Origin of the sequence: Tritonibacter sp. SIMBA_163 (genome assembly GCF_046535935.1) — a bacterium.
GTDB lineage: Bacteria > Pseudomonadota > Alphaproteobacteria > Rhodobacterales > Rhodobacteraceae > Epibacterium > Epibacterium scottomollicae.
In genome coordinates this window covers 67430-86415 of the sequence record NZ_JAWJBP010000006.1, presented here as the reverse complement: position 1 = coordinate 86415, position 18986 = coordinate 67430, and the positions used below count along the sequence as shown (strand labels likewise).

Annotated in this window: 16 protein-coding genes; 7 read left to right on the top strand and 9 right to left on the bottom strand. The window is 57.4% G+C overall.

What is annotated here, in order from left to right; all coding sequences use genetic code 11:
* The first annotated feature begins 12 nt into the window (after positions 1 to 12).
* Together R0J92_RS11760 and infB are read left to right on the top strand one after the other, a co-directional pair.
* Complete coding sequence (locus tag R0J92_RS11760) at positions 13 to 630, top strand: RNA-binding protein (RefSeq protein WP_106162420.1); 618 nt, start codon at positions 13 to 15, stop codon at positions 628 to 630.
* An 8-nt stretch (positions 631 to 638) separates the two neighbouring features.
* A complete protein-coding gene (gene infB / locus R0J92_RS11755) occupies positions 639 to 3143 on the top strand; it encodes a translation initiation factor IF-2 (protein ID WP_106162419.1) in 2505 nt (834 codons plus the stop codon).
* A 276-nt stretch (positions 3144 to 3419) separates the two neighbouring features.
* Here the strand turns inward: infB and mutT are convergent, their stop codons facing one another.
* The 3 genes from mutT to R0J92_RS11740 are packed head-to-tail and all read right to left on the bottom strand — an operon-like array spanning position 3420 to position 5945.
* The gene (mutT, locus tag R0J92_RS11750) at positions 3420 to 3830 is read right to left on the bottom strand and encodes an 8-oxo-dGTP diphosphatase MutT (RefSeq protein ID WP_411051807.1); all 411 of its coding nucleotides are present in this window, start codon (positions 3828 to 3830) and stop codon (positions 3420 to 3422) included.
* Positions 3831 to 3832: 2 nt separating this feature from the next.
* Positions 3833 to 5059 carry a bifunctional glutamate N-acetyltransferase/amino-acid acetyltransferase ArgJ gene (gene argJ, locus R0J92_RS11745; protein WP_411051806.1) on the bottom strand — a complete coding sequence of 409 codons (1227 nt, stop codon included), beginning with the start codon at positions 5057 to 5059 and terminating at the stop codon, positions 3833 to 3835.
* 34 nt (positions 5060 to 5093) lie between these two features.
* Positions 5094 to 5945 carry a peptidylprolyl isomerase gene (locus R0J92_RS11740; protein WP_317384882.1) on the bottom strand — a complete coding sequence of 284 codons (852 nt, stop codon included), beginning with the start codon at positions 5943 to 5945 and terminating at the stop codon, positions 5094 to 5096.
* Between the two features lie 177 nt (positions 5946 to 6122).
* Between R0J92_RS11740 and secA the strand changes: the two genes are divergently transcribed.
* The 3 genes from secA to R0J92_RS11725 all read left to right on the top strand — a co-directional run bounded on the left by secA (position 6123) and on the right by R0J92_RS11725 (position 11422).
* Complete coding sequence (secA, locus tag R0J92_RS11735; RefSeq protein WP_411051805.1) at positions 6123 to 8816, top strand: preprotein translocase subunit SecA; 2694 nt, start codon at positions 6123 to 6125, stop codon at positions 8814 to 8816.
* Positions 8817 to 8942: 126 nt separating this feature from the next.
* A complete protein-coding gene (locus R0J92_RS11730; RefSeq protein WP_411051804.1) occupies positions 8943 to 9845 on the top strand; it encodes a hypothetical protein in 903 nt (300 codons plus the stop codon).
* 23 nt (positions 9846 to 9868) lie between these two features.
* Positions 9869 to 11422 carry a phosphate ABC transporter substrate-binding/OmpA family protein gene (locus tag R0J92_RS11725; protein ID WP_411051803.1) on the top strand — a complete coding sequence of 518 codons (1554 nt, stop codon included), beginning with the start codon at positions 9869 to 9871 and terminating at the stop codon, positions 11420 to 11422.
* A gap of 567 nt (positions 11423 to 11989) precedes the next feature.
* On the opposite strand, the gene R0J92_RS11720 is transcribed toward R0J92_RS11725, so the two are convergent.
* The 6 genes from R0J92_RS11720 to R0J92_RS11695 form a co-directional block, all read right to left on the bottom strand.
* Entirely contained in the window at positions 11990 to 13942 is a 1953-nt protein-coding gene (locus R0J92_RS11720; protein WP_411051802.1) for a DUF1217 domain-containing protein, read from the bottom strand.
* Positions 13939 to 14343 (bottom strand): flagellar biosynthesis repressor FlbT, encoded by a 405-nt coding sequence (flbT, locus tag R0J92_RS11715; RefSeq protein ID WP_106162412.1) that lies wholly within the window; start codon positions 14341 to 14343, stop codon positions 13939 to 13941. Before flbT ends, R0J92_RS11720 begins: the two co-directional genes overlap by 4 nt.
* 2 nt (positions 14344 to 14345) lie before the next feature.
* A complete protein-coding gene (gene flaF / locus R0J92_RS11710) occupies positions 14346 to 14717 on the bottom strand; it encodes a flagellar biosynthesis regulator FlaF (protein ID WP_106162411.1) in 372 nt (123 codons plus the stop codon).
* Positions 14718 to 14803: 86 nt separating this feature from the next.
* A complete protein-coding gene (locus tag R0J92_RS11705) occupies positions 14804 to 15652 on the bottom strand; it encodes a flagellin (protein ID WP_411051801.1) in 849 nt (282 codons plus the stop codon).
* Positions 15653 to 15867: 215 nt separating this feature from the next.
* Complete coding sequence (gene flgN / locus R0J92_RS11700) at positions 15868 to 16236, bottom strand: flagellar export chaperone FlgN (RefSeq protein ID WP_106162409.1); 369 nt, start codon at positions 16234 to 16236, stop codon at positions 15868 to 15870.
* Positions 16233 to 16523 (bottom strand): rod-binding protein, encoded by a 291-nt coding sequence (locus R0J92_RS11695; RefSeq protein WP_106162408.1) that lies wholly within the window; start codon positions 16521 to 16523, stop codon positions 16233 to 16235. The genes flgN and R0J92_RS11695 overlap by 4 nt, the downstream gene beginning before the upstream one ends.
* 276 nt (positions 16524 to 16799) lie before the next feature.
* On the opposite strand from R0J92_RS11695, the gene R0J92_RS11690 reads away from it, so the two are divergent.
* Positions 16800 to 18260, top strand: a complete 1461-nt coding sequence (locus tag R0J92_RS11690; RefSeq protein ID WP_411051800.1) for a flagellar hook-length control protein FliK — start codon at positions 16800 to 16802, stop codon at positions 18258 to 18260.
* A gap of 4 nt (positions 18261 to 18264) precedes the next feature.
* Complete coding sequence (locus tag R0J92_RS11685) at positions 18265 to 18963, top strand: flagellar hook capping FlgD N-terminal domain-containing protein (RefSeq protein WP_411051799.1); 699 nt, start codon at positions 18265 to 18267, stop codon at positions 18961 to 18963.
* The last annotated feature ends 23 nt before the right edge of the window (positions 18964 to 18986 follow it).

Genomic DNA, 18986 nt, shown 5'->3' with positions numbered 1-18986 from the left:
CAGGAGACGTAAATGACCCGTGGTGGTGCAGAAAAATCCCGTTCAGACGGGCCGGAACGGAAATGTGTCGCCACTGGCGAGACAGAGCCCAAAGCCGGGCTCATCCGTTTCGTGCTGGGGCCTGACAATCAGGTCTTTGCCGATGTGATGGGGAAATTGCCCGGTCGCGGCGTCTATGTCTCTGCGACGCGCGATGCGCTGACGCAGGCGGTAAAGAAAAAACTTTTCGCCCGCGGCTTCAAGGCGCAGGTCACGGTTCAGGATGGTCTGGTTGACGATGTGGAGCGACAAGTTTTGCGCCGCACTGTTGACCTGATCAGCCTTGCTCGCAAGTCGGGCGACGCCGTTGGGGGGTATGAGAAGGTCAAGGATTGGCTGGATAAAGAGGAGGCACGGGTTCTGATCCAAGCCTCTGACGGATCCGGGCGAGGTAAGTCAAAACTAAGCACGCCGCATCGCGGCAAATACATCGGATGCATGACAGCGGACGAGCTTGGGATGGCTTTTGGGCGTGAAACTGTCATACATGCCGCGCTCGCCTCTGGTGGACTCAGCCAACGTGTTGTAGAGGAAGCCCAGCGATTGCAGGGTTTGCGCGAAAAGGGCGGCAACGGCCGCACGGAAGGATAAAGAGCTTTATGAGCGATAGTGACGGCAAAAAGACATTGGGTCTTCGTGGTAGCGGGTCTCGTCCCGGGAACGTTAAACAGAGCTTCAGCCACGGTCGGACCAAGAATGTTGTGGTGGAAACCAAGCGTAAGCGCGTGGTTGTCCCCAAGCCGGGCGCAGGCAAAGGCGGCGCCGGCGGCGTTGCGGCCGGCGATGCTTCGCGGCGCCCTGCTGGAATTTCTGATGCGGAAATGGAACGTCGCCTGAAGGCGCTCCAGGCCGCCAAGGCCCGCGAATCCGAAGAGGCTGCCCAGCGTGAAGCCGAGGAGAAGGCCCGCGCCGAAGAGCGTGAGCGCCGCCGTGCCGAACAAGAGGTGAAGGAACGCGAACAGCGCGAAGCTGAAGAGCGGGCCCGCCAAAAGGCAGAAGATGAAGAGCGCAAGCGCAAAGAAGACGCAGAGGCCGCCAAGCGTGCCGCTGCCGAGAAAGCTGCGCCGAAAGCCGACAAGACCGCCGGTGCCCCTGCCGAAGCGCGCGGCCCTGCAGGTGCAGCCAAGCCCGCGGCACAAGCTCCGCGCAAAGCGGAACGCGAGCGTGAAGAACGTGGTCGTGGCACCAAGGTTCGCAATGATGGCGGCCGTCGCTCCGGCAAGCTGACGCTGAGCCAGGCAACTGGTGGCGAAGGTGGTCGTCAACGCTCCGTCGCGTCGATGAAGCGCAAGCAAGAGCGTGCGCGTCAGAAAGCCATGGGGCAGATCGAGCGCGAAAAGGTCATTCGTGAAGTGCAGCTTCCGGAGGCCATTGTGGTATCCGAGCTGGCGAATCGTATGGCTGAGCGCGTGGCTGATGTGGTCAAGGCTCTGATGAAAATGGGCATGATGGTCACACAAAACCAGACCATCGACGCCGATACCGCCGAGCTGATCATCGAGGAATTCGGCCACAAGGTGGTCCGTGTTTCCGACGCTGACGTCGAGGATGTCATCAAGGAAATCATCGACGCCGATGACGATCTGGAATCGCGTCCGCCGGTCATCACGATCATGGGTCACGTTGACCATGGTAAGACGTCGCTGCTTGATGCGATCCGTGATGCAAAGGTTGTGTCCGGCGAAGCTGGCGGAATCACCCAGCACATCGGTGCGTATCAGGTGACCACCGATAGCGGTGCCGTGCTGTCCTTCCTCGACACACCGGGCCACGCGGCCTTTACGTCCATGCGTTCGCGTGGTGCTCAGGTCACGGATATCGTGGTTCTGGTGGTTGCTGCCGATGACTCGGTCATGCCGCAGACCATCGAGGCGATCGCCCATGCGAAGGCGGCCGGTGTGCCGATGATTGTGGCGATCAACAAGATCGACAAACCCGCCGCCGATGCGACACGGGTCCGGACAGAGCTGCTGCAGCATGAAGTGATTGTGGAAGCGATGTCTGGTGAGGTTCAGGACGTCGAAGTCTCTGCCCATACCGGTCAGGGTCTTGATGAACTGCTCGAAGCCATCGCTCTGCAGTCTGAACTTCTCGAACTGAAAGCCAACCCCGATCGGGCGGCTCAAGGTGCTGTGATCGAAGCTCAGCTTGACGTTGGTCGCGGTCCGGTTGCTACGGTTCTGGTTCAAAAAGGGACCCTGCGTCAGGGCGACATCTTCGTTGTGGGTGAGCAGTACGGTAAGGTCCGCGCGCTCATCAACGATAAGGGTGAACGCGTCCAGGAGGCCGGACCTTCGGTGCCGGTTGAGGTTCTGGGTCTGAACGGAACACCCGAAGCGGGCGACGTGCTGAACGTGACCGAGACCGAGGCTCAGGCCCGCGAAATCGCGGAATACCGTGAGCATGCGGCCAAGGACAAACGTGCCGCCGCCGGTGCTGCGACGACGCTGGAACAGCTGATGCAGAAGGCCAAGGATGACGAAACCGTCTCCGAGCTGCCGATTCTGGTCAAAGCGGATGTGCAGGGTTCCGCGGAAGCGATCGTTCAGGCGATGGAGAAGATCGGCAACGACGAGGTCCGCGTGCGCGTGCTGCACTCCGGTGTTGGCGCGATCACCGAGACCGATATCGGTCTCGCCGAGGCCTCGGGTGCGCCGGTCATGGGCTTCAACGTTCGTGCCAATGCGTCTGCGCGCAACACTGCCAACCAGAAGGGTGTGGAGATCCGTTACTATTCGGTGATCTATGATCTGGTGGATGATGTGAAGGCGGCAGCCTCTGGCCTGCTCTCTGCGGAGATCAAAGAGAACTTCATCGGTTATGCCGAGATCAAGGACGTCTTCAAGGTTTCCAACGTTGGCAAGGTTGCTGGCTGTCTGGTCACCGAAGGTGTCGCACGCCGCTCCGCAGGTGTTCGCCTGCTGCGTGACAACGTGGTGATCCACGAAGGTACTCTGAAAACCCTCAAGCGCTTCAAGGACGAAGTGGCAGAGGTTCAGTCCGGTCAAGAATGCGGTATGGCCTTCGAGAACTACGAAGATATCCGTCCGAAGGATGTGATCGAGATTTTCGAGCGTGTGGAAGTGACCCGTACCCTCGACTGACCTGAAGTCACCTGAGAATTTTAAAGCCCCGGCCTGCAAAGGTCGGGGCTTTTTCGTGCGAGGGTGAAGGAACCTGGCAGTGTATTCACTATGCGTGCAGAGACGCTCAGGCAGTTGTTCGTACTCCACCTTGTTACAGCCGCTTCTTGACTGAACCTAACGCACTGGCACCCTGAGACGGTCGCACTGCGGATACAACAACACCCAGCTATGCGGATCGCAGGGCTGGGTGCATGTCGTGATCGTGGAGCAATCTTTGAACGCTGGTGTCTTCAGTCAGAGCCAATCGCGCAGGATAGGGATCAGCGGAATGTCCGCCGGAGGCATCGGATAGTCGCGCAGCTCCTGCGCTCGTGCCCATTTCAGCACCTGACCTTCGCGCGCCTGCGGAATGCCTTCCCACTTTCGGCAGGCAAAGAGTGGCATGAGCAGATGGAAGGTTTCGTAGCTGTGGCTGGCAAACGTCAGCGGCGCGAGGCAGCTTGACCAGGTGTTGATGCCGAGCTCTTCCTGCAATTCGCGGATCAGGGCCTCTTCAGGTGTTTCGCCGGGCTCCACCTTGCCGCCGGGAAACTCCCACAGGCCGGCCATAGACTTGCCCTCAGGCCGTTGCGCCAAGAGGATACGGCCCTCCACATCGATCAGGGCGACTGCTGAAACGAGCACCACCTTTTTGCCTTGGGTCATGGTCATGAGCGGTAATCTGCATTGATGGTGATGTACTGGTGGGTCAAGTCACAGGTCCAGACGGTCGACGTTCCATCCCCGAGGCCGAGATCAACTTTGATCGCGATCTCTGCCTTTCGCATTTCTGCAGCTCCCTGTTCTTCCTCGTAGGTGGGGGCGACCCAACCGTTTTCGGCCACCAGAACATCGCCGAAAGAGATCGACAGGAGATCGCGGTCCGCTTTGGCACCGGATTTTCCGATGGCCATGACAACACGGCCCCAATTGGGATCCTCGCCAGCGATGGCCGTCTTCACCAGCGGCGAATTTGCGATCGCCAAACCGTGGATCTTGGCGTCGGCATCGGTTTCTGCACCGGTCACCTGAATTTCAACAAATTTTGTCGCGCCTTCGCCGTCACGCACAACTTGGTGTGCAAGGTCCAGCATGACAGTTCTCAGCCCCTTGGCAAAGTCTGCGTTGCCGGTCGCATCCACATCCGACGCACCCGTTGCGCAAAGCATCAGACTGTCCGAGGTCGAGGTGTCGCTGTCGACCGTGATGCAGTTAAAGGAGGTTTCATTCTGGGCAGAGAGTAGCGCCTGCAGGCTCGCTTGTTCGTAGGCAGCATCTGTAAAGATATAGACCAGCATCGTTGCCATGTCGGGCGCGACCATGCCGGATCCCTTGGCGATACCGGCGATCTGCACAGGTTTGCCATCAATCTCGACCGTGGTGGAGGCGCCTTTGGCGAAGGTATCCGTTGTCATGATCGCTTCGGCGGCCGCCTTTATCTCGGTATCAGACAGACCTGCGTTCAGCTCGTCGAGCTTCGCAACAATCCGATCATGAGGCAGGGGTTCACCAATGACACCTGTCGATGCGGTAAAAATACGGGTTTGTGGCAGGTCGGTCAGCGCGGCAACCGCCGCGGTGATTTCCGCGACGGAGGATTGGCCGTAGTGCCCAGTAAAAGCGTTGGAATTACCGGAGTTCACCAAGATGGCAGCCCCCTGATCCGTTCCCCCGCCAAGCTTTTCCTGGCAGTCCAGAACCGGTGCTGAGCGCGTCGCAGAGCGGGTAAACACGCCCGCAACCGACGTGCCGGGGTCCATGACCGCAAGCATAACGTCGGTACGACCCTGATACTTCACCCCCGCAGCGGCGGCGGCGAAACGCACGCCACCAATCGCGGGCAAGGCGGGAAATTCGGCTGGGGCGAGCGGAGAACGGGGCAGAGATTTTGCCATCTTGGATTTCCAGTTTCAGAAAGGCGGAAGGAGATCAGTTGTTGATCAGGCTCATATCGCGCAGGATGGACGGATCCAGATCCTCGATCACGGGGCGTTCAATGGTCGCGTTCGCCGTCAGTTGGCTGACGCGATCCTCCACGGCCTGAACCGAGAGTTCCTGCGCGATCTCATCCCGCACCTCGTCAAACTCCGGGGCCTCCAGCTTGCGGCGCTCGTTGAGCTTGATCACATGCCACCCGAACTGGGTTTTCACAGGTTCGGACACACCGCCGGCACGCAAATCCATGACGGCCTCTTCAAACTCCGGCACCATCTGACCGTTGGTGAACCAACCCAGTGCACCACCATTTGGGCCGGATGGGCCGGTCGATGATTCCTTTGCCAAGGCGGCGAAATCTGCACCCTCGTCCAGCTGACTTTTGATTTCGTTGGCTTCTTCTTCCGTCTCAACCAAAATATGCGCGGCGTCAAATTCATCTCCGCCATCCCCGGTAGAATAGCGTGCATCATAGGCATCACGGATCGCATCCTCGGACTGGGAGCTTTCCATGATCGCTTCGATCACCTCAGAGGCCAGCAGAGAGCGTTGCTCGTTTTCCACAGACAGACGGACGCGTTCGGGAACTTCACCGTGCAGCTGCTGTTTCAGCGTGGTTTGCTGGACCAGCTGATCCAGCAGCGCCTTGAACAGAACATCATCCGGCAGGCTTTGGTATTGCGCCGGCAATTTGGAGCGCGCGACGATCATGTGACCTACCGTGATCTCTTCGCCGTTCACCTTTGCGACGACGGTCTGTGCGTTTTGATCGGCATATGCGGGGATCGCGAGGCCAAAAACTGTGGCGGCCACGACGCTTTGCAAAAAAGTGAGACCTTTGCGCATGGAAACTATCCTATCTTGGTGCCGCGACGGGTCGCGGCGTTGACACTTATTTTCCTGCCCCTTACATCGCCATAAGGCCTGCGGCAGGACCGTCTTTCCACCATTGTTTATGGGTTGAGAACACGGCGGGCAAGCCTGCCGCTAAACAAGGCCGTGAACAGGACTTTTGGAGCGCACATGCTGGGTATCGGAACTCTCGCCAAAAAGGTCTTCGGCACGCCGAATGACCGCAAAATCAAGGCGACGCGGCCGCTGATTGCAAAAATCAACGCGCTGGAGCCTGAGTTCGAGGCGATGAGTGACCAGGAGGTAAGGGATAAGACCGAGGATCTGCGTCAGCGGGCTCTCGCTGGTGAAAGTCTGGACGACCTTCTGCCCGAAGCCTTTGCCAACGCACGTGAGGCTGCCCGCCGGGCGCTTGGTCTGCGTGCCTTCGACACCCAGTTGATGGGTGGCATCTTCCTGCATCAAGGTAACATTTCCGAGATGAAGACCGGGGAAGGCAAAACGCTTGTTGCGACCCTTCCGGCCTATCTCAACGCGCTCACCGGCAAGGGTGTGCATGTGGTCACGGTGAACGAATATCTTGCCAAACGCGACAGCGAGTGGATGAGCAAGGTGTTCGACGCGCTGGGTATGACCACCGGGGTGATTTATTCCAATCAGCCCGAGGCGGAAAAGATGGCCGCCTATCAATGCGATGTGACCTACGCCACCAACAATGAGCTGGGTTTCGACTACCTGCGGGACAATATGAAGCCCTCGCTGGATCAGGTGTTTCAGAAGCACCACAACTTTGCGATCGTCGATGAGGTGGACTCGATCCTGATCGACGAGGCGCGCACACCGCTGATCATTTCTGGCCCGGCTGAAGATCGCTCTGAGCTGTATGAAACCATCGACAAGCTGATCCCGACGCTGGATGATGAACACTTTGAGATCGACGAAAAAACACGCGGCGTGACCTTTACCGACGACGGCAACGAGTTCCTTGAACAGTCGTTGCTGCAGGCCGGTCTGCTGGAAGAGGGCGCAAGCCTTTACGATCCAGAGAGCACCACCGTGGTGCATCACGTCAATCAGGCGCTGCGGGCGCACAAACTGTTCCAGCGCGACAAAGACTACATCGTGCGTGACGGCAATGTGGTTCTGATCGATGAGTTCACCGGCCGTATGATGCCTGGTCGACGCCTTTCGGATGGCCTGCATCAGGCGATCGAGGCAAAAGAAGGCACACAGATCCAGCCTGAAAATACCACGCTGGCATCGGTCACTTTCCAGAACTACTTCCGTCTCTATAGCAAGCTGTCGGGCATGACCGGCACTGCAATGACCGAAGCAGAGGAATTTGCCGAAATCTATGGTCTTGGCGCCGTCGCCGTGCCGACCAACCGGCCTATTGCCCGTGTGGATGAGGACGATCAGGTCTATCGCACCGCCACCGAGAAATACGCAGCGATGATCGCGGATGCCAAGGTTGCGCATGAAAAGGGTCAGCCGGTCCTTCTGGGCACGACCTCTATCGAGAAATCCGATCTGCTGAGCAATCTGCTGCAGGAGGAAGGCATCGCGCACAACGTGCTGAACGCCCGTCACCACGAGCAGGAAGCCAAGATCGTTGCCGAAGCCGGGCGCTACGCTGCGGTCACCATCGCCACCAATATGGCCGGTCGCGGCACCGATATTCAGCTCGGCGGGAACGTCGATCTGAAGGTGATGGAGGCGCTGGAGGCTAACCCGGATGCAGATCCGGCGGCCTTGCGAGCAGACGAAGAAGCCAAGCACGCGGAAGAGAAACAGAAGGTGTTGGACGCCGGTGGTCTGTTCGTGATGGCCTCCGAACGTCACGAAAGCCGCCGCATCGACAACCAGCTGCGCGGTCGATCCGGCCGTCAGGGGGACCCGGGCCGCACCCGTTTCTACCTCAGCCTCGAAGATGACCTGATGCGGATCTTTGGCTCCGAGCGCTTGGACAAGCTTTTGTCCGGCCTCGGCATGCAGGAAGGCGAGGCGATCGTGCACCCTTGGGTGAACAAGTCGCTGGAACGTGCCCAGGCCAAGGTCGAGGGCCGCAACTTCGACATGCGCAAGAACGTGCTGAAGTTTGATGACGTGATGAACGACCAGCGCAAGGTGGTCTTTGCTCAGCGGCGCGAGATCATGGCCTCTGACGATACCCATGAAATCGTCACCGACATGCGTCACGAGGTTATCGACGATCTGATCGACACGTATATGCCGCCCAAGACCTATGCCGACCAATGGGATACCGAAGGTCTGCACGAAGACGTAAAGGACAAGCTCAGCATTGACGTCCCGGTTGTCGAATGGGCAGCCGAAGAGGGTGTCGATGATGAACAAATCCGTGAGCGTCTGGTCGAAGCATCCGACAAGCTGATGGCCGAAAAAGTCGAGGCCTTTGGCGAAGAAGGCATGAGCAACATCGAGAAACAGGTTCTGTTGCAAGCGATCGACGCCAAATGGCGCGAACACTTGCTGACGCTCGAACATTTGCGTTCCGTCGTGGGTTTCCGGGGCTATGCGCAGCGCGATCCGCTGAACGAGTACAAGAACGAAAGCTTCCAGCTGTTCGAGACGATGCTCGATTCGCTACGGGAAGCTGTCACGCAGCAATTGTCCCGCGTGCGCCCGCTGAGCGAAGACGAACAGCGTGAAATGATGATGCAAATGGCCGCACGTCAGTCTGCGGCGCAGCAGGCCGCTGCACCAGCGGAAGAGCCGCTTGCAGAAGAGCCACGTGCGGGATTCGTCGAATCTGATCCAAGCACCTGGGGGAACCCGTCGCGGAACGACAAATGCCCCTGTGGATCCGGCAAGAAGTTTAAGCACTGTCATGGAAAGTTGGGTTAAACCCACCGAATTGGCAAAAACGATTAAAGACTGTGGCAATGGCCGTGTTCTGTCCCGGTGCTTGCCACAGTCTGGCCGCCTTCGCTCGATACCATTCCTTAACCTTTTGAGGTGAGGAGAGTTTGTATGGGTACACGAGTGACAGTCCTGATCGTCGCGGCCACCGCTGTTTGCGCATTGGGAACCGGTTTGTACATGCAGCAAACCGCGGACTTGCAGCGCGCAGCTGCGGAGGCGCAGTCCTCAGAACCAGCCGCCTTGCCGGCAGAACCGGAAACGGGAAAGCTCGTCTTTCAAGATGTCGCTTTCACCTCGGCGAGACCGCTTGAACGGTCGCCTCAATCCAGTGCGGATGACGTTCGTGCAGAAATGTCGAGCTGTGATGGGGACATGCTGCTGTCAGCGCGTCCTGATGCGCTGCTTCAGGTTGACCTCAGCGCGCCCTGTCGCGCGGGCGAGCGATTTACGCTGCACCATGGCGGGGTAATGATAACCCATGCTTTGGATGCAGAGGGAAAGTTCTCTGGCGTTGTTCCGGCCCTCGCATCGCACGCGGTGGTGATCGCGGATTTTGCGTCCGGGCGGGATCTCGACGCGGTTGTTACCGTCGATGATCTCGACACTGTGGAGCGTGTCGTTCTGCAATGGCAGGGCGAGAGCGGTCTTGAGGTCCATGCGCTGGAGTTTGGCGCCACCTATGGCGAGCCGGGCCACGTGTGGAAAGGATCTGAGGTAAGTTCTGCTGCGGGGCAGGTTCTGTCTTTAGGGGACTCAGATCAGATTGCGGCACAGCGTGTCGAAGTTTACACGCTGCCAAAGGATGCTGGGACTGGAGCAGTTTCCGTATCGATCGAAGCGGAGATCACTGCTCTCAACTGCGACCGCTCGGTCGATGCGCAATTGATGGAATATCGCGGGGACCGCTTGCAGACGCGGGATCTGACCCTGAACATTCCGGAATGTTCTGCTGTTGGTGATTTTCTGGTGTTGAATAATCTCGTCGAAAGTCTGAAAATCGCCGCCAACTGACGGGGACGACACCGGGATTTCTCATGAGCTATTTTCGTGCGGCGGTTTGCGCCGCACTCTGTTTTTTCGGCGCAAGCTTTCCGGTTCTGGGACAAGACGTGACGCTGTCCTCGCCCGATGGTGCTATCGAGGTGACCGGTAACCTGTTGGGCTTCGATGGCGAGTTCTATCGCGTCGACACTCAGTTCGGCGAGCTGACCGTGGATGGATCGGGGGTGCGGTGTGATGGACCGGGTTGTCCTAGCCTGTCGGATTATGTCGCGGAACTCACGTTTTCCGGGTCATCAACCATGGCGGACGTGCTTCTCCCGGCATTGATCGAGGGCTTTGCCCTGCGAAACGGGTTCCAGACCGCGCGTGAGCAATATGATGCGCGGCAGTTTGAATATACGCTGTTGCGGGATGGGCGCGTGGCGGCCAGGTTCAATTTCCATATCAGCAGTACTGACGAAGGTTTTGCTGACCTCCTTGCGAACCAGGCGGATATTGTCATGGCTCTGCGGGAGATTCGGGAGGCAGAACACATCCTCGCTACAGAGGCCGGGATGGGCGACATGTCAGTGTCGAACCGCGGACGAGTTTTGGCCCTGGATGCGATGGTTCCGATCGTGGCGCCGACCAATTCGGTCCGGCGCATTTCCCTGCCTGAATTGGCACAGATCTACACCGGACAAATCACCAACTGGCAAGAGTTGGATGGCCCGGACGCACCGATCACGGTCCATTTGCCGGTGGCGGGATCGGGTTTGGCACAGGCAGTGGAGGACAAGTTGTTGACCCCCGCTGCCCTATCACTCTCTGCAGAGATCCGGCGACATGATCGTAGCGATACTCTGGTGCGAACTGTGGCCACGGATCCGTTTGCAATTGGCATTGCCAGTTATTCTGAAACCGGCACGGCGAGAATACTTACGCTGACCGGAAGTTGCGGTTTCTCTCTCAGTGCGGGGCGTCGAACGATCAAGACCGAGGATTACCCGCTGACCGCACCGATGTTTCTTTATTTGCCAGCGCATCGGTTGCCACGGGTCGCGCGGGACTTTCTGACCTATGTCCGCGGCCCGGCGGCACAAATCGTTATTCGCCGCGCCGGTTTCGTCGATCAGGCTGCCGAGCGTATCCCACTTGCGGCTCAGGGCGAGCGTCTCAGCAACGCGATTAAGGCCGCGGGCGAAGACACTCCCTTAGAAGAGTTGCAACGCATGATTTCCGGTCTGGATGGCCTGCAGCGTCTGACGACCTCTTTTCGGTTCGAAACCGGCTCTTCCCGGCCTGACGCGCAATCTCGCAACAACGTGGACCTGCTCGCCAGAGAAATTGAGGCGGGTGTTTATGATGGCAAGCGTATGGTCTTTGTCGGTTTCTCCGATGGTGAAGGTCCCGCCGATACCAATCGGGCCATCTCACTCAAACGCGCCGACGTTGTGCGGCAAGCTGTGGAGCGCGCAGCGGAAACTGCAAACCTGGATCGTATCTCTCTCGAAAGCGAAGCCTATGGTGAGACTCTACCGATCGCTTGCAATAACAGCGCATGGGGTCGGCAGGCGAATAGGCGCGTTGAAGTCTGGGTGAAATAGATAGGCCCCGCGCGCTTGGCCGGGGCAATACACTTCGGTAGTCATCGGCAAGAAAAGCGTCCAAGCAATCATATAGCTCCGACGTTAAAAAGCGAGCTACCTAATAACAGCAATGGCGGATGGCGCCCGCATGGAATTGAAAACCGCTGCGTGTGTTCCGCAATGCCCCGCCAAAGCGGTGGCACCATCAAATATATCTCAGAACATTGGGACAGGCTGTCCTGATTTAACAGATCGACTGGTCGAGTTGGCTCACAGTACCGTCGAACGCACCATTCGGCCGGTTTGCATGACAGTCTTTTCTTAGGTCAAGAAGCCTCGGCGTAGGACTGGGACTTCATAGCCTCGGTCATAGAAACCTGCAGACTTAACGGGTTCAGTTCGCACGGTTATCTGAACTGGATGCTCATCGACATTGTGAGTTTTCATCGAAAAGACCGATCAGTGAACTCCAGCCCTGGCAATACGCCCAGCCATATGGTCAGAACAGTGTCGGCTCAGCATCATTGCGTTAACCTGAAAAGCGCCCCGGAGTCCCGAGGCGCTTTCCTATGTTACGGCAGCGCATCAACTTCGTAGCATCATCAATGCAGCGCTGCCCGAGCTGTAGCCGCTGTTTATATCGTTCATTTGCGAGCGCGTGAGGTAGCGATTGACCAGATCGTCCATTTTGTCACCAGCGATGAACTCAGAAGGTTTGTCGGTGCCAAGGACTTCCTGGGCTTTGCGCTTGTAGACATCGACCGCCTTGTCAATGTCCATCTGGGTTACCTCTTTCGGCAACCCAAGTGCCACCTGCATGAAGTCGGTCATGGCTTGCTGGCCCATGATGGTAAACCATTGCGAGCTCGCACTGGGCCCCTTGTCCTCGTCGTTCATCGTGCGCAGTTCTTCAAGCGCGTCCTCAAACTCTTGGTCTGCATCACTTTCATCGCTCTGGAACAGCCCGTTCAACTCACGTTCGGCGATTTGCGAATAGTAGGTGATGAAAAATTCGCTTTCGCCTGCCGCTTCTGCATTGGTGCGATATGCATCACTGAGCGTGCTCATCTGATAAGGGCCCGTCAGCTCGCTCAGGTCATCAGTTTCGAAAAGCTCAACCGCCTTGTCTTTGTAGATGGCAAGCTGCTCCTCAATAGTCAGTTCATCAAAGGTCTGATCTGGTGCGAGGGCCGTATTCACATCCAAAGCGGTTTGCAGGAACCTCGGCACACCGGTCTGCCCCATGATACTGTACCAGCCTGCATCGATTTTTGCGGTTTCAGACGCCGCTAAGCTATCGTCGTCGACGACGTCGTTCTCACTGAAAGAGAATTTCAGGATCGTTTCAGCGGTTCGCAAGTTTGCCGAGATTTCGCCATTTCGCATGCCAGATTCGGCTGCTTTTTCGCGGTAGATATCAAGTATATTGTCGAGGTTCCCGGCATCGGCAAAGACATTGGGGTCATCAGTCCCAAACACTTCGATAGCCTTTTCCCGGTATACGCGCATCGCGTCACTGGTCTTTAGGGACTCGATATTGTCGGGCAGTTCCAGCGTGATTTTCATGAAATCTACCAGCGGTTCCTGACGAGAAATATAGTCCCACTCTTCATTGAGGGCGGCGTCTCGGGCCACCATCTGTCCCAGTATCTGATCCGCGAGTTGGGCGGTTTTCGCTATGTCTTCCGGCAGATCGCCATCGACGGTCGCGCGTGTCTTGTAGGCGGCGACAAGCACGTCCTTGTTTTCGGCGGAGAAGAAGACAGTGGGGTCGTCAGTTCCGAACACGATCTTTGCACGGTCCTGATATGCTTGGATAAGCTCATCGTCTTCAAGGCCCGATGCGGCGGCCGGCATGCGCAAGGTCGTGTTGAAAAAATCTGTCAACGTATCGCGCTGAATAATGTCTTCCCACTGATCCTGGACCGAGGTAACGCCCGGAACATCGTCTATCGCTCCGTTGATCTCTTTCATTGAAAGATCAAATTCGCGCAGGGCTCTTTCCTTGACGCTGAGTTGTGAAAAATCGTTTTCATCAGGCTCGCCAAAAACCTCGAGCATTGCGCGTTTGGCAAATAGAGCTGTGCGCATGGTCTCATCAACTTCGCCCACCGCTTCCTCGAAAGAGGCCGATTGGAATTTGTTGACCACCGCTTCCATGGCCTTGCTGTCGCTGGTCATGGGAGATTGGCCAGGACCAAACCCAAACGCATTCGAAAATTCGACATAGCGCTCGTCGTTCATCGTATTCGCAAGCGCGTCTTTGGCAGAGGTGCCCTCGTTCAGCGCACGCTGTAGAAGCGCACGGTAGTTGATCTCCTCTTCGAGACCAAACGCCTTAACCGCCACCTGAAGCAGGCGGCGGTCATTGAGAAGGTCATCACTAGAAGTGACTTTGCCGATCTCCTCGGCAAAGTACTCGCTCTCGCTCTTTAACTGACCGGACTGAACAAAGGCGTCATATTGCCGGTCGTAGGTCGATTGCAGAAAATTCCAGCCCGCAACCCCAGATGATGGAATGAGCGGAGTGAAAGTCATTGTGATCTTACGGCCATGAGCCGTTCCTCTCGCGGCAGCAAGGCACGTAAGGCCTTGAGGCAGCGATAATGGTTGTTGCTGATCACTGCTTCAGTTGCCTCTGACAAGGCCGCGCGGCTGTCCGGGTCGGTGAAGACCTGACTCAGCTCCTCGATGCGACGCAACATTGGCAGGCGATCTTCCTCTGGGTCGATATCGCCAGACAAAACCAGCTGTGCAGAATAGCATACACGACGTACCGGTGTATTCGCTTGCTCGGGATGGATCGCATCCCTGAGGCGCAGGATATGCGCGTCGGGTGTGACGATCGAAAGGCGACTGCGGCGATCTCCGTTCTCGATCACTGCTCCGTTGACCAAGACACGCTCTTTTGGTGCGAGTTTAAGGACCAATCCACTCATTTTCAGGACGCTCCGCTTCTGAGGCCACGCATGATGGCCGTGTTGATTTCTACTAGCGGCTGGACCGAAGCCTTGCGAGCCAGGACCTTGCTGCTGTGTTCACGCGTGAAGCGGGCCAGATGAAACAGGCGTTGTTTCAACTCGACTGGCAGTTTGTTGCCATCCTTGGCCAAATCCGAAGTGAAGAGCGCCCAGAGTTTACGATTGTCGGAAACTGCTGCCACGAGCTCTTTGAAGCCGTCCGATCCCTTGCTGTTCGCCGCTATCATCCGATGCGTGATACGTGCAAGGATCTCATATTCGGTGTTTCGTGCGGTGCGGGTAGGGGCTTTTGCCGCCGCGTAGGCGCTCTTCGCCTTTAGAAGGGCATTCACGTGTTATCCTAACGTATTAGTTATTCACTGATTCTCAGAGAAGTAAGGTGGTCAGGGCGCGATCATGCGCCCTGACCGGTAGCCTGTTAGCGGAAGAGTTGGAGCAGCGCGCCCGGCGCTTCGTTCGCGATGGTCAGCGATTGAACCGCGAGTTCCTGCTGGGTCTGCAGAGCGCTCAGTCGTGCGGAGGCTTCTTCCATGTTGGTGTCGGTCATGGTCGAAACGCCCATAGTCATCGAGTCGACCAGATTGCCGACGAATTCGGACTGATCGTCGAGGCGTGCTGAGTCAGCACCCAGCGCAGCGGCACCGGTGATAGCGGTCTGTAGGAAGGTTTCGATTTCTGCAAGCGCAGACGATGCGGTGGCGGTATCTGTGATTGCAGTCAGCGACGAAGAGAGATCGAGGTTGGACTCGAAGTTGACGGAGGCGATGGTGATCTCTACCGCAGTCACCGTGCCGCCTGCGCCGACGCGGTCAAGGGATGCAAGAACGCCAACATTGGTCGAGCCATTGCCATCCACATCGAAGGCCAGCAGATTTGCACCGTTGAATTGAGCCGCCGAGATGATCGCTGTAACCTGATCGACCTTAGAGCTGATGTCGTCCTGAATTTTGCCGTGGTCAACGTTTTCAGATTGAGCGGAAACGACCAGCTCCTTAATTTCGGTGAGCTTCTCAACGATCTGCTCTGCCCCTGCGGATGCAACGGCAACAGTTGCCTCGCCGATGGACAGACCTTCTTCGATGGCCTCAAAGCCAGCGATATCGGATTCCATGGTCTTGGAAATCGCCCAGACGGCTGCGTTGTCTTTTGCGACGCCGATTTCCTTACCGGTGGAGATGGATTTTTGAGTTTCGTTCAGGTCGTCATTCACAGACTTGAGAGTCTGAAGTGCAACCATTGCGCCATTGTTCGTCAGAATGCTGGACATAGCATAAGTTCCTTTGAGTTAGGGCACTTTAGCCCCTGATATGGTAATCCCAGCTCCGTTACCGGAGCTTTCTCTGTGGTCATTCTGACTGTGCTTCACCTAGCGGTTTCCGCGCCACCTCGCCTGAGATGCAAGGTGACATTGGCGTATGAGGTCCTAAGAGAGTGCTAAAGCTGCAATTTGCATTTTTAAAATTGTCCAGACCTCCAAGCGATTTAAGCGCGCTTCTCCAGCTTCATGCTGCCACTGGTCGTATAGGACGTGCGCTGGCCGGAGCGGTTGTATACTTCCAAACCCCTGCGCACCTTGCGCAGTTCGGCCATCCGGGTTGCCACGGCTTTGATCCCCTGCATCGCACTTCCCAGTAGTGCCTGGTTGCGCGTTACCTTGCTATGGACTGTGTCCAGAGCGCCCTGTTCAAGGTCGGTGATCCGGTTGAGCTTGTCGAATAGCTCTTCCTTCCGAGCAAGAATGCCTTCCAGTTTATCCAGTTCGCCTTGTGTCAGGGCACTGCGTTCTTCTTCGAGCAGCTCGTCGAGGGCATTGATGAGGGTTTGCGGGGTCTGGTCTGTAAGTGCGCTCATTCTTGCGCCTCCTTCAGTGAGTTGTAGATGGATTCTGCCAAGCCGATTCCACCGGATTCGGCCATCGCACGCGCTTGCTCATTGACGAGGAGACTGGCGAATTGATCTTCGCCTGACCCACCACCAAAGGCTTCGGGAGACTTCCCCAGGCCGGCTGACTTCAGCATTTCAGATAAAAATGAGGCTTCGAGATCGATCGCAGCCTGACGCAGCATGGTGTCCCGAGGGTCGGCGACCTGCTGCAAAGGAGCCGCCGCAGAGGGCAGCGAAACGTTTGATACGGGCATTTTGCCTCAGTCCTTTGTGTGTCGAATTCTTCGATTTTGTCAGTTTGAACAAAAACCGGTTAAAATTGCCGTAACCGGTTTGAGTTATTTAGGAGGGACACGAGATAGAACATCCGGTGGAACATGATTACGAAACTCCTTTCGACTCAATCAGTTGGCAGCACGCCTGCTGAGTCGACTCAGCGCTCCGACCCAAAGCGACTTAGGGGGGACACCTTCGAGTCCGTTCTTGCCGGTGGCGCGAATGAAAAAGCCCAGACCTCTGCAGGCGATGCCATGCAAGCGGAGCTGCAAGAGGGCGAAACGCCCGTTCAACCAAAGGAATCGATCACTCATGACGCCAAGGGTGACGGCGAGCCCAAGACTGAGGTGCCCGACACCGAGGTGAGTGGAGACCCTTCAAAGGAAATCTCTGAAGCGTCACCCGATGAAGAGGGGGATGCATCGTCGCTCGAGCGGGAGACAGATCTGCCTGACGAGCCTGTCGAGGCGAGCTCCGATGGGCCAAAAGAACAGCCTCCGACGGATATCCCGCTCCAGAGCACCCGAACTGACCCCGATTCTACGCAAGGTGAGATGCTGCAGGCGGCCGAGGTATCTGCCCAGGTACAAGAAGCTGCCGTCAAAACGGGTTCTGGTGGTGCTGTTTTGCCCACGGCGCCGGATGGCAGCGCGACGGCGGCGAAATCCGATGTCACTCTTGATGGAAAAGCTGCTGCGCGTGCACCAGACGGCCTCGCGTCAAAGGGTGGAGCTGATACGGCTCCTCAGAGCGGCGCGCTTCCAATTTCGGCGAAGGAAATGGGGGGCGAGACTTCACTGCGTGCGGATATTGCGACCGATCAGAAACTTCGAAACAGCACTTCGATTCTGCTGGACGGGCATCGGGAGGTGGCACGACAGCAACCTGCCGCCGTCCGGCCTCAGGCTGAGGTTCCGCACGCTGCGCTCACAAAGCCTGAGGGACAAACTCCGGGCAAACCAGTGACTACCGAACTGCAGGACACTCCCGTTCGACTGCGCGAAATGCCGCAGGCGGTACAGGCTGTGGCGATGTCACCCACCGTGCGAGCTCAGGCAAATATATCTGACGTGCGGGTGGCAAATACTGCTGGCGGCGTGCAAACGAGCGGGCAATCACAGAGCCTGGTAGCCAATACGGTACTTCAGTCGACTTCGGCGGTGGTGACAGGTATCGCGGGCAGCGGACATACGCCTCGCCCCGGTGAAGAGATCCTGACACAGCGCGGGGCCGAGAGTTTTGCATTGCCGCAGATGCTTGCCGAAGCGTCGGTACGCTCAGGCGCATCGAGTTTTCGTGCAGAAACACCGCGTCACGTAGCGCAGCAGTTGGCTGAAGCAGTCGCCACTGCTGGCAAACGCAACGTCGATGTATCGCTGAACCCGCGCGAACTTGGCCATGTCAACATGCGGGTCACGACAACGGATGTCGGGGTCACCGTCGTTATCAATGCCGAACGGCCCGAGACCGAAGACTTGATGCGGCGACACATTCAGGACCTCGCTCGCGAATTCAAGGATATGGGGTTTTCTGATATTTCCTTCCAGTTCGGATCTGATGCCGAGACCGGGCAATCCGGTGAAGGAGGGACCTCTGGCGATGCTGGCGGTGCCGGTCTGAAGGGTGAGGGAGATGCCGTTGAAGAAGGGCAGCCCGATTTGCCCCTGTCGCAACACTTAAACATTGCAGCCGATGGGCTGGATATGAGGATCTGAGAGCATGACTACAGCAATTACTGGTGCAGGCGCTCCGCCATCAACAAATAGCGCTGGAGGAGCCGCTGGGAGCCAATCCGCGACGTCGGCGTTGACGTCCGATTTCGAGACTTTCCTGCGGCTGATGACGACACAGGCGAAGTATCAGGATCCGTTGGAGCCGATGGATTCGTCAGACTATACCGCTCAGCTGGCGCAGTTCTCCTCGGTTGAACAGCAGGTCATGACCAATGAGACACTGACCAGCATGCTGAGCGCGCTGTCGTTGTCGAACATGTCTCAATTGACCGGCTGGGTTGGTAAAGAGGTTCGTGCGCAGGCCGCCGCCCACTTTGACGGATCGACCCCGGTTGCCATCGCACCAAATCCGGCTGCTGTTGCCGATGAGGTGAAGATGGTCATTTATGATGCAGAAGAGAATGAAGTCGGGCGTATCGATCTTCCGGTCTCTGCCGAACCCTACCAGTGGCAGGGGGACAATGGCGATGGTGAGACATTGCCAGAGGGTTCCTATACATTTGTTGTCGAAAGTTATTCCGATGATGAAGTGATCCTGTCCGAGGTTGCGGAAGTCTACGGTCGCGTCGAGGAAACCCAGAGCGTCAACGGTGAAGTTGCCTTGATCCTGGAGAGCGGAAGCGCCATCCTTGCATCCTCGGTCACCGCGCTTCGGGATCCGGATGCCGACACCGGCTCCTCCTGACCTGCGGCATTGACCAGGCCCCT

Bases quoted from the DNA above. Each gene is read 5' to 3' on its own strand.
- R0J92_RS11760 (WP_106162420.1), top strand. From the start codon at position 13: ATGACCCGTGGTGGTGCAGAAAAATCCCGTTCAGACGGGCCGGAACGG.
- infB (WP_106162419.1), top strand. From the start codon at position 639: ATGAGCGATAGTGACGGCAAAAAGACATTGGGTCTTCGTGGTAGCGGG.
- mutT (WP_411051807.1), bottom strand. From the start codon at position 3,830: ATGACCCAAGGCAAAAAGGTGGTGCTCGTTTCAGCAGTCGCCCTGATC.
- argJ (WP_411051806.1), bottom strand. From the start codon at position 5,059: ATGGCAAAATCTCTGCCCCGTTCTCCGCTCGCCCCAGCCGAATTTCCC.
- R0J92_RS11740 (WP_317384882.1), bottom strand. From the start codon at position 5,945: ATGCGCAAAGGTCTCACTTTTTTGCAAAGCGTCGTGGCCGCCACAGTT.
- secA (WP_411051805.1), top strand. From the start codon at position 6,123: ATGCTGGGTATCGGAACTCTCGCCAAAAAGGTCTTCGGCACGCCGAAT.
- R0J92_RS11730 (WP_411051804.1), top strand. From the start codon at position 8,943: ATGGGTACACGAGTGACAGTCCTGATCGTCGCGGCCACCGCTGTTTGC.
- R0J92_RS11725 (WP_411051803.1), top strand. From the start codon at position 9,869: ATGAGCTATTTTCGTGCGGCGGTTTGCGCCGCACTCTGTTTTTTCGGC.
- R0J92_RS11720 (WP_411051802.1), bottom strand. From the start codon at position 13,942: ATGACTTTCACTCCGCTCATTCCATCATCTGGGGTTGCGGGCTGGAAT.
- flbT (WP_106162412.1), bottom strand. From the start codon at position 14,343: ATGAGTGGATTGGTCCTTAAACTCGCACCAAAAGAGCGTGTCTTGGTC.
- R0J92_RS11705 (WP_411051801.1), bottom strand. From the start codon at position 15,652: ATGTCCAGCATTCTGACGAACAATGGCGCAATGGTTGCACTTCAGACT.
- flgN (WP_106162409.1), bottom strand. From the start codon at position 16,236: ATGAGCGCACTTACAGACCAGACCCCGCAAACCCTCATCAATGCCCTC.
- R0J92_RS11695 (WP_106162408.1), bottom strand. From the start codon at position 16,523: ATGCCCGTATCAAACGTTTCGCTGCCCTCTGCGGCGGCTCCTTTGCAG.
- R0J92_RS11690 (WP_411051800.1), top strand. From the start codon at position 16,800: ATGCAAGCGGAGCTGCAAGAGGGCGAAACGCCCGTTCAACCAAAGGAA.
- R0J92_RS11685 (WP_411051799.1), top strand. From the start codon at position 18,265: ATGACTACAGCAATTACTGGTGCAGGCGCTCCGCCATCAACAAATAGC.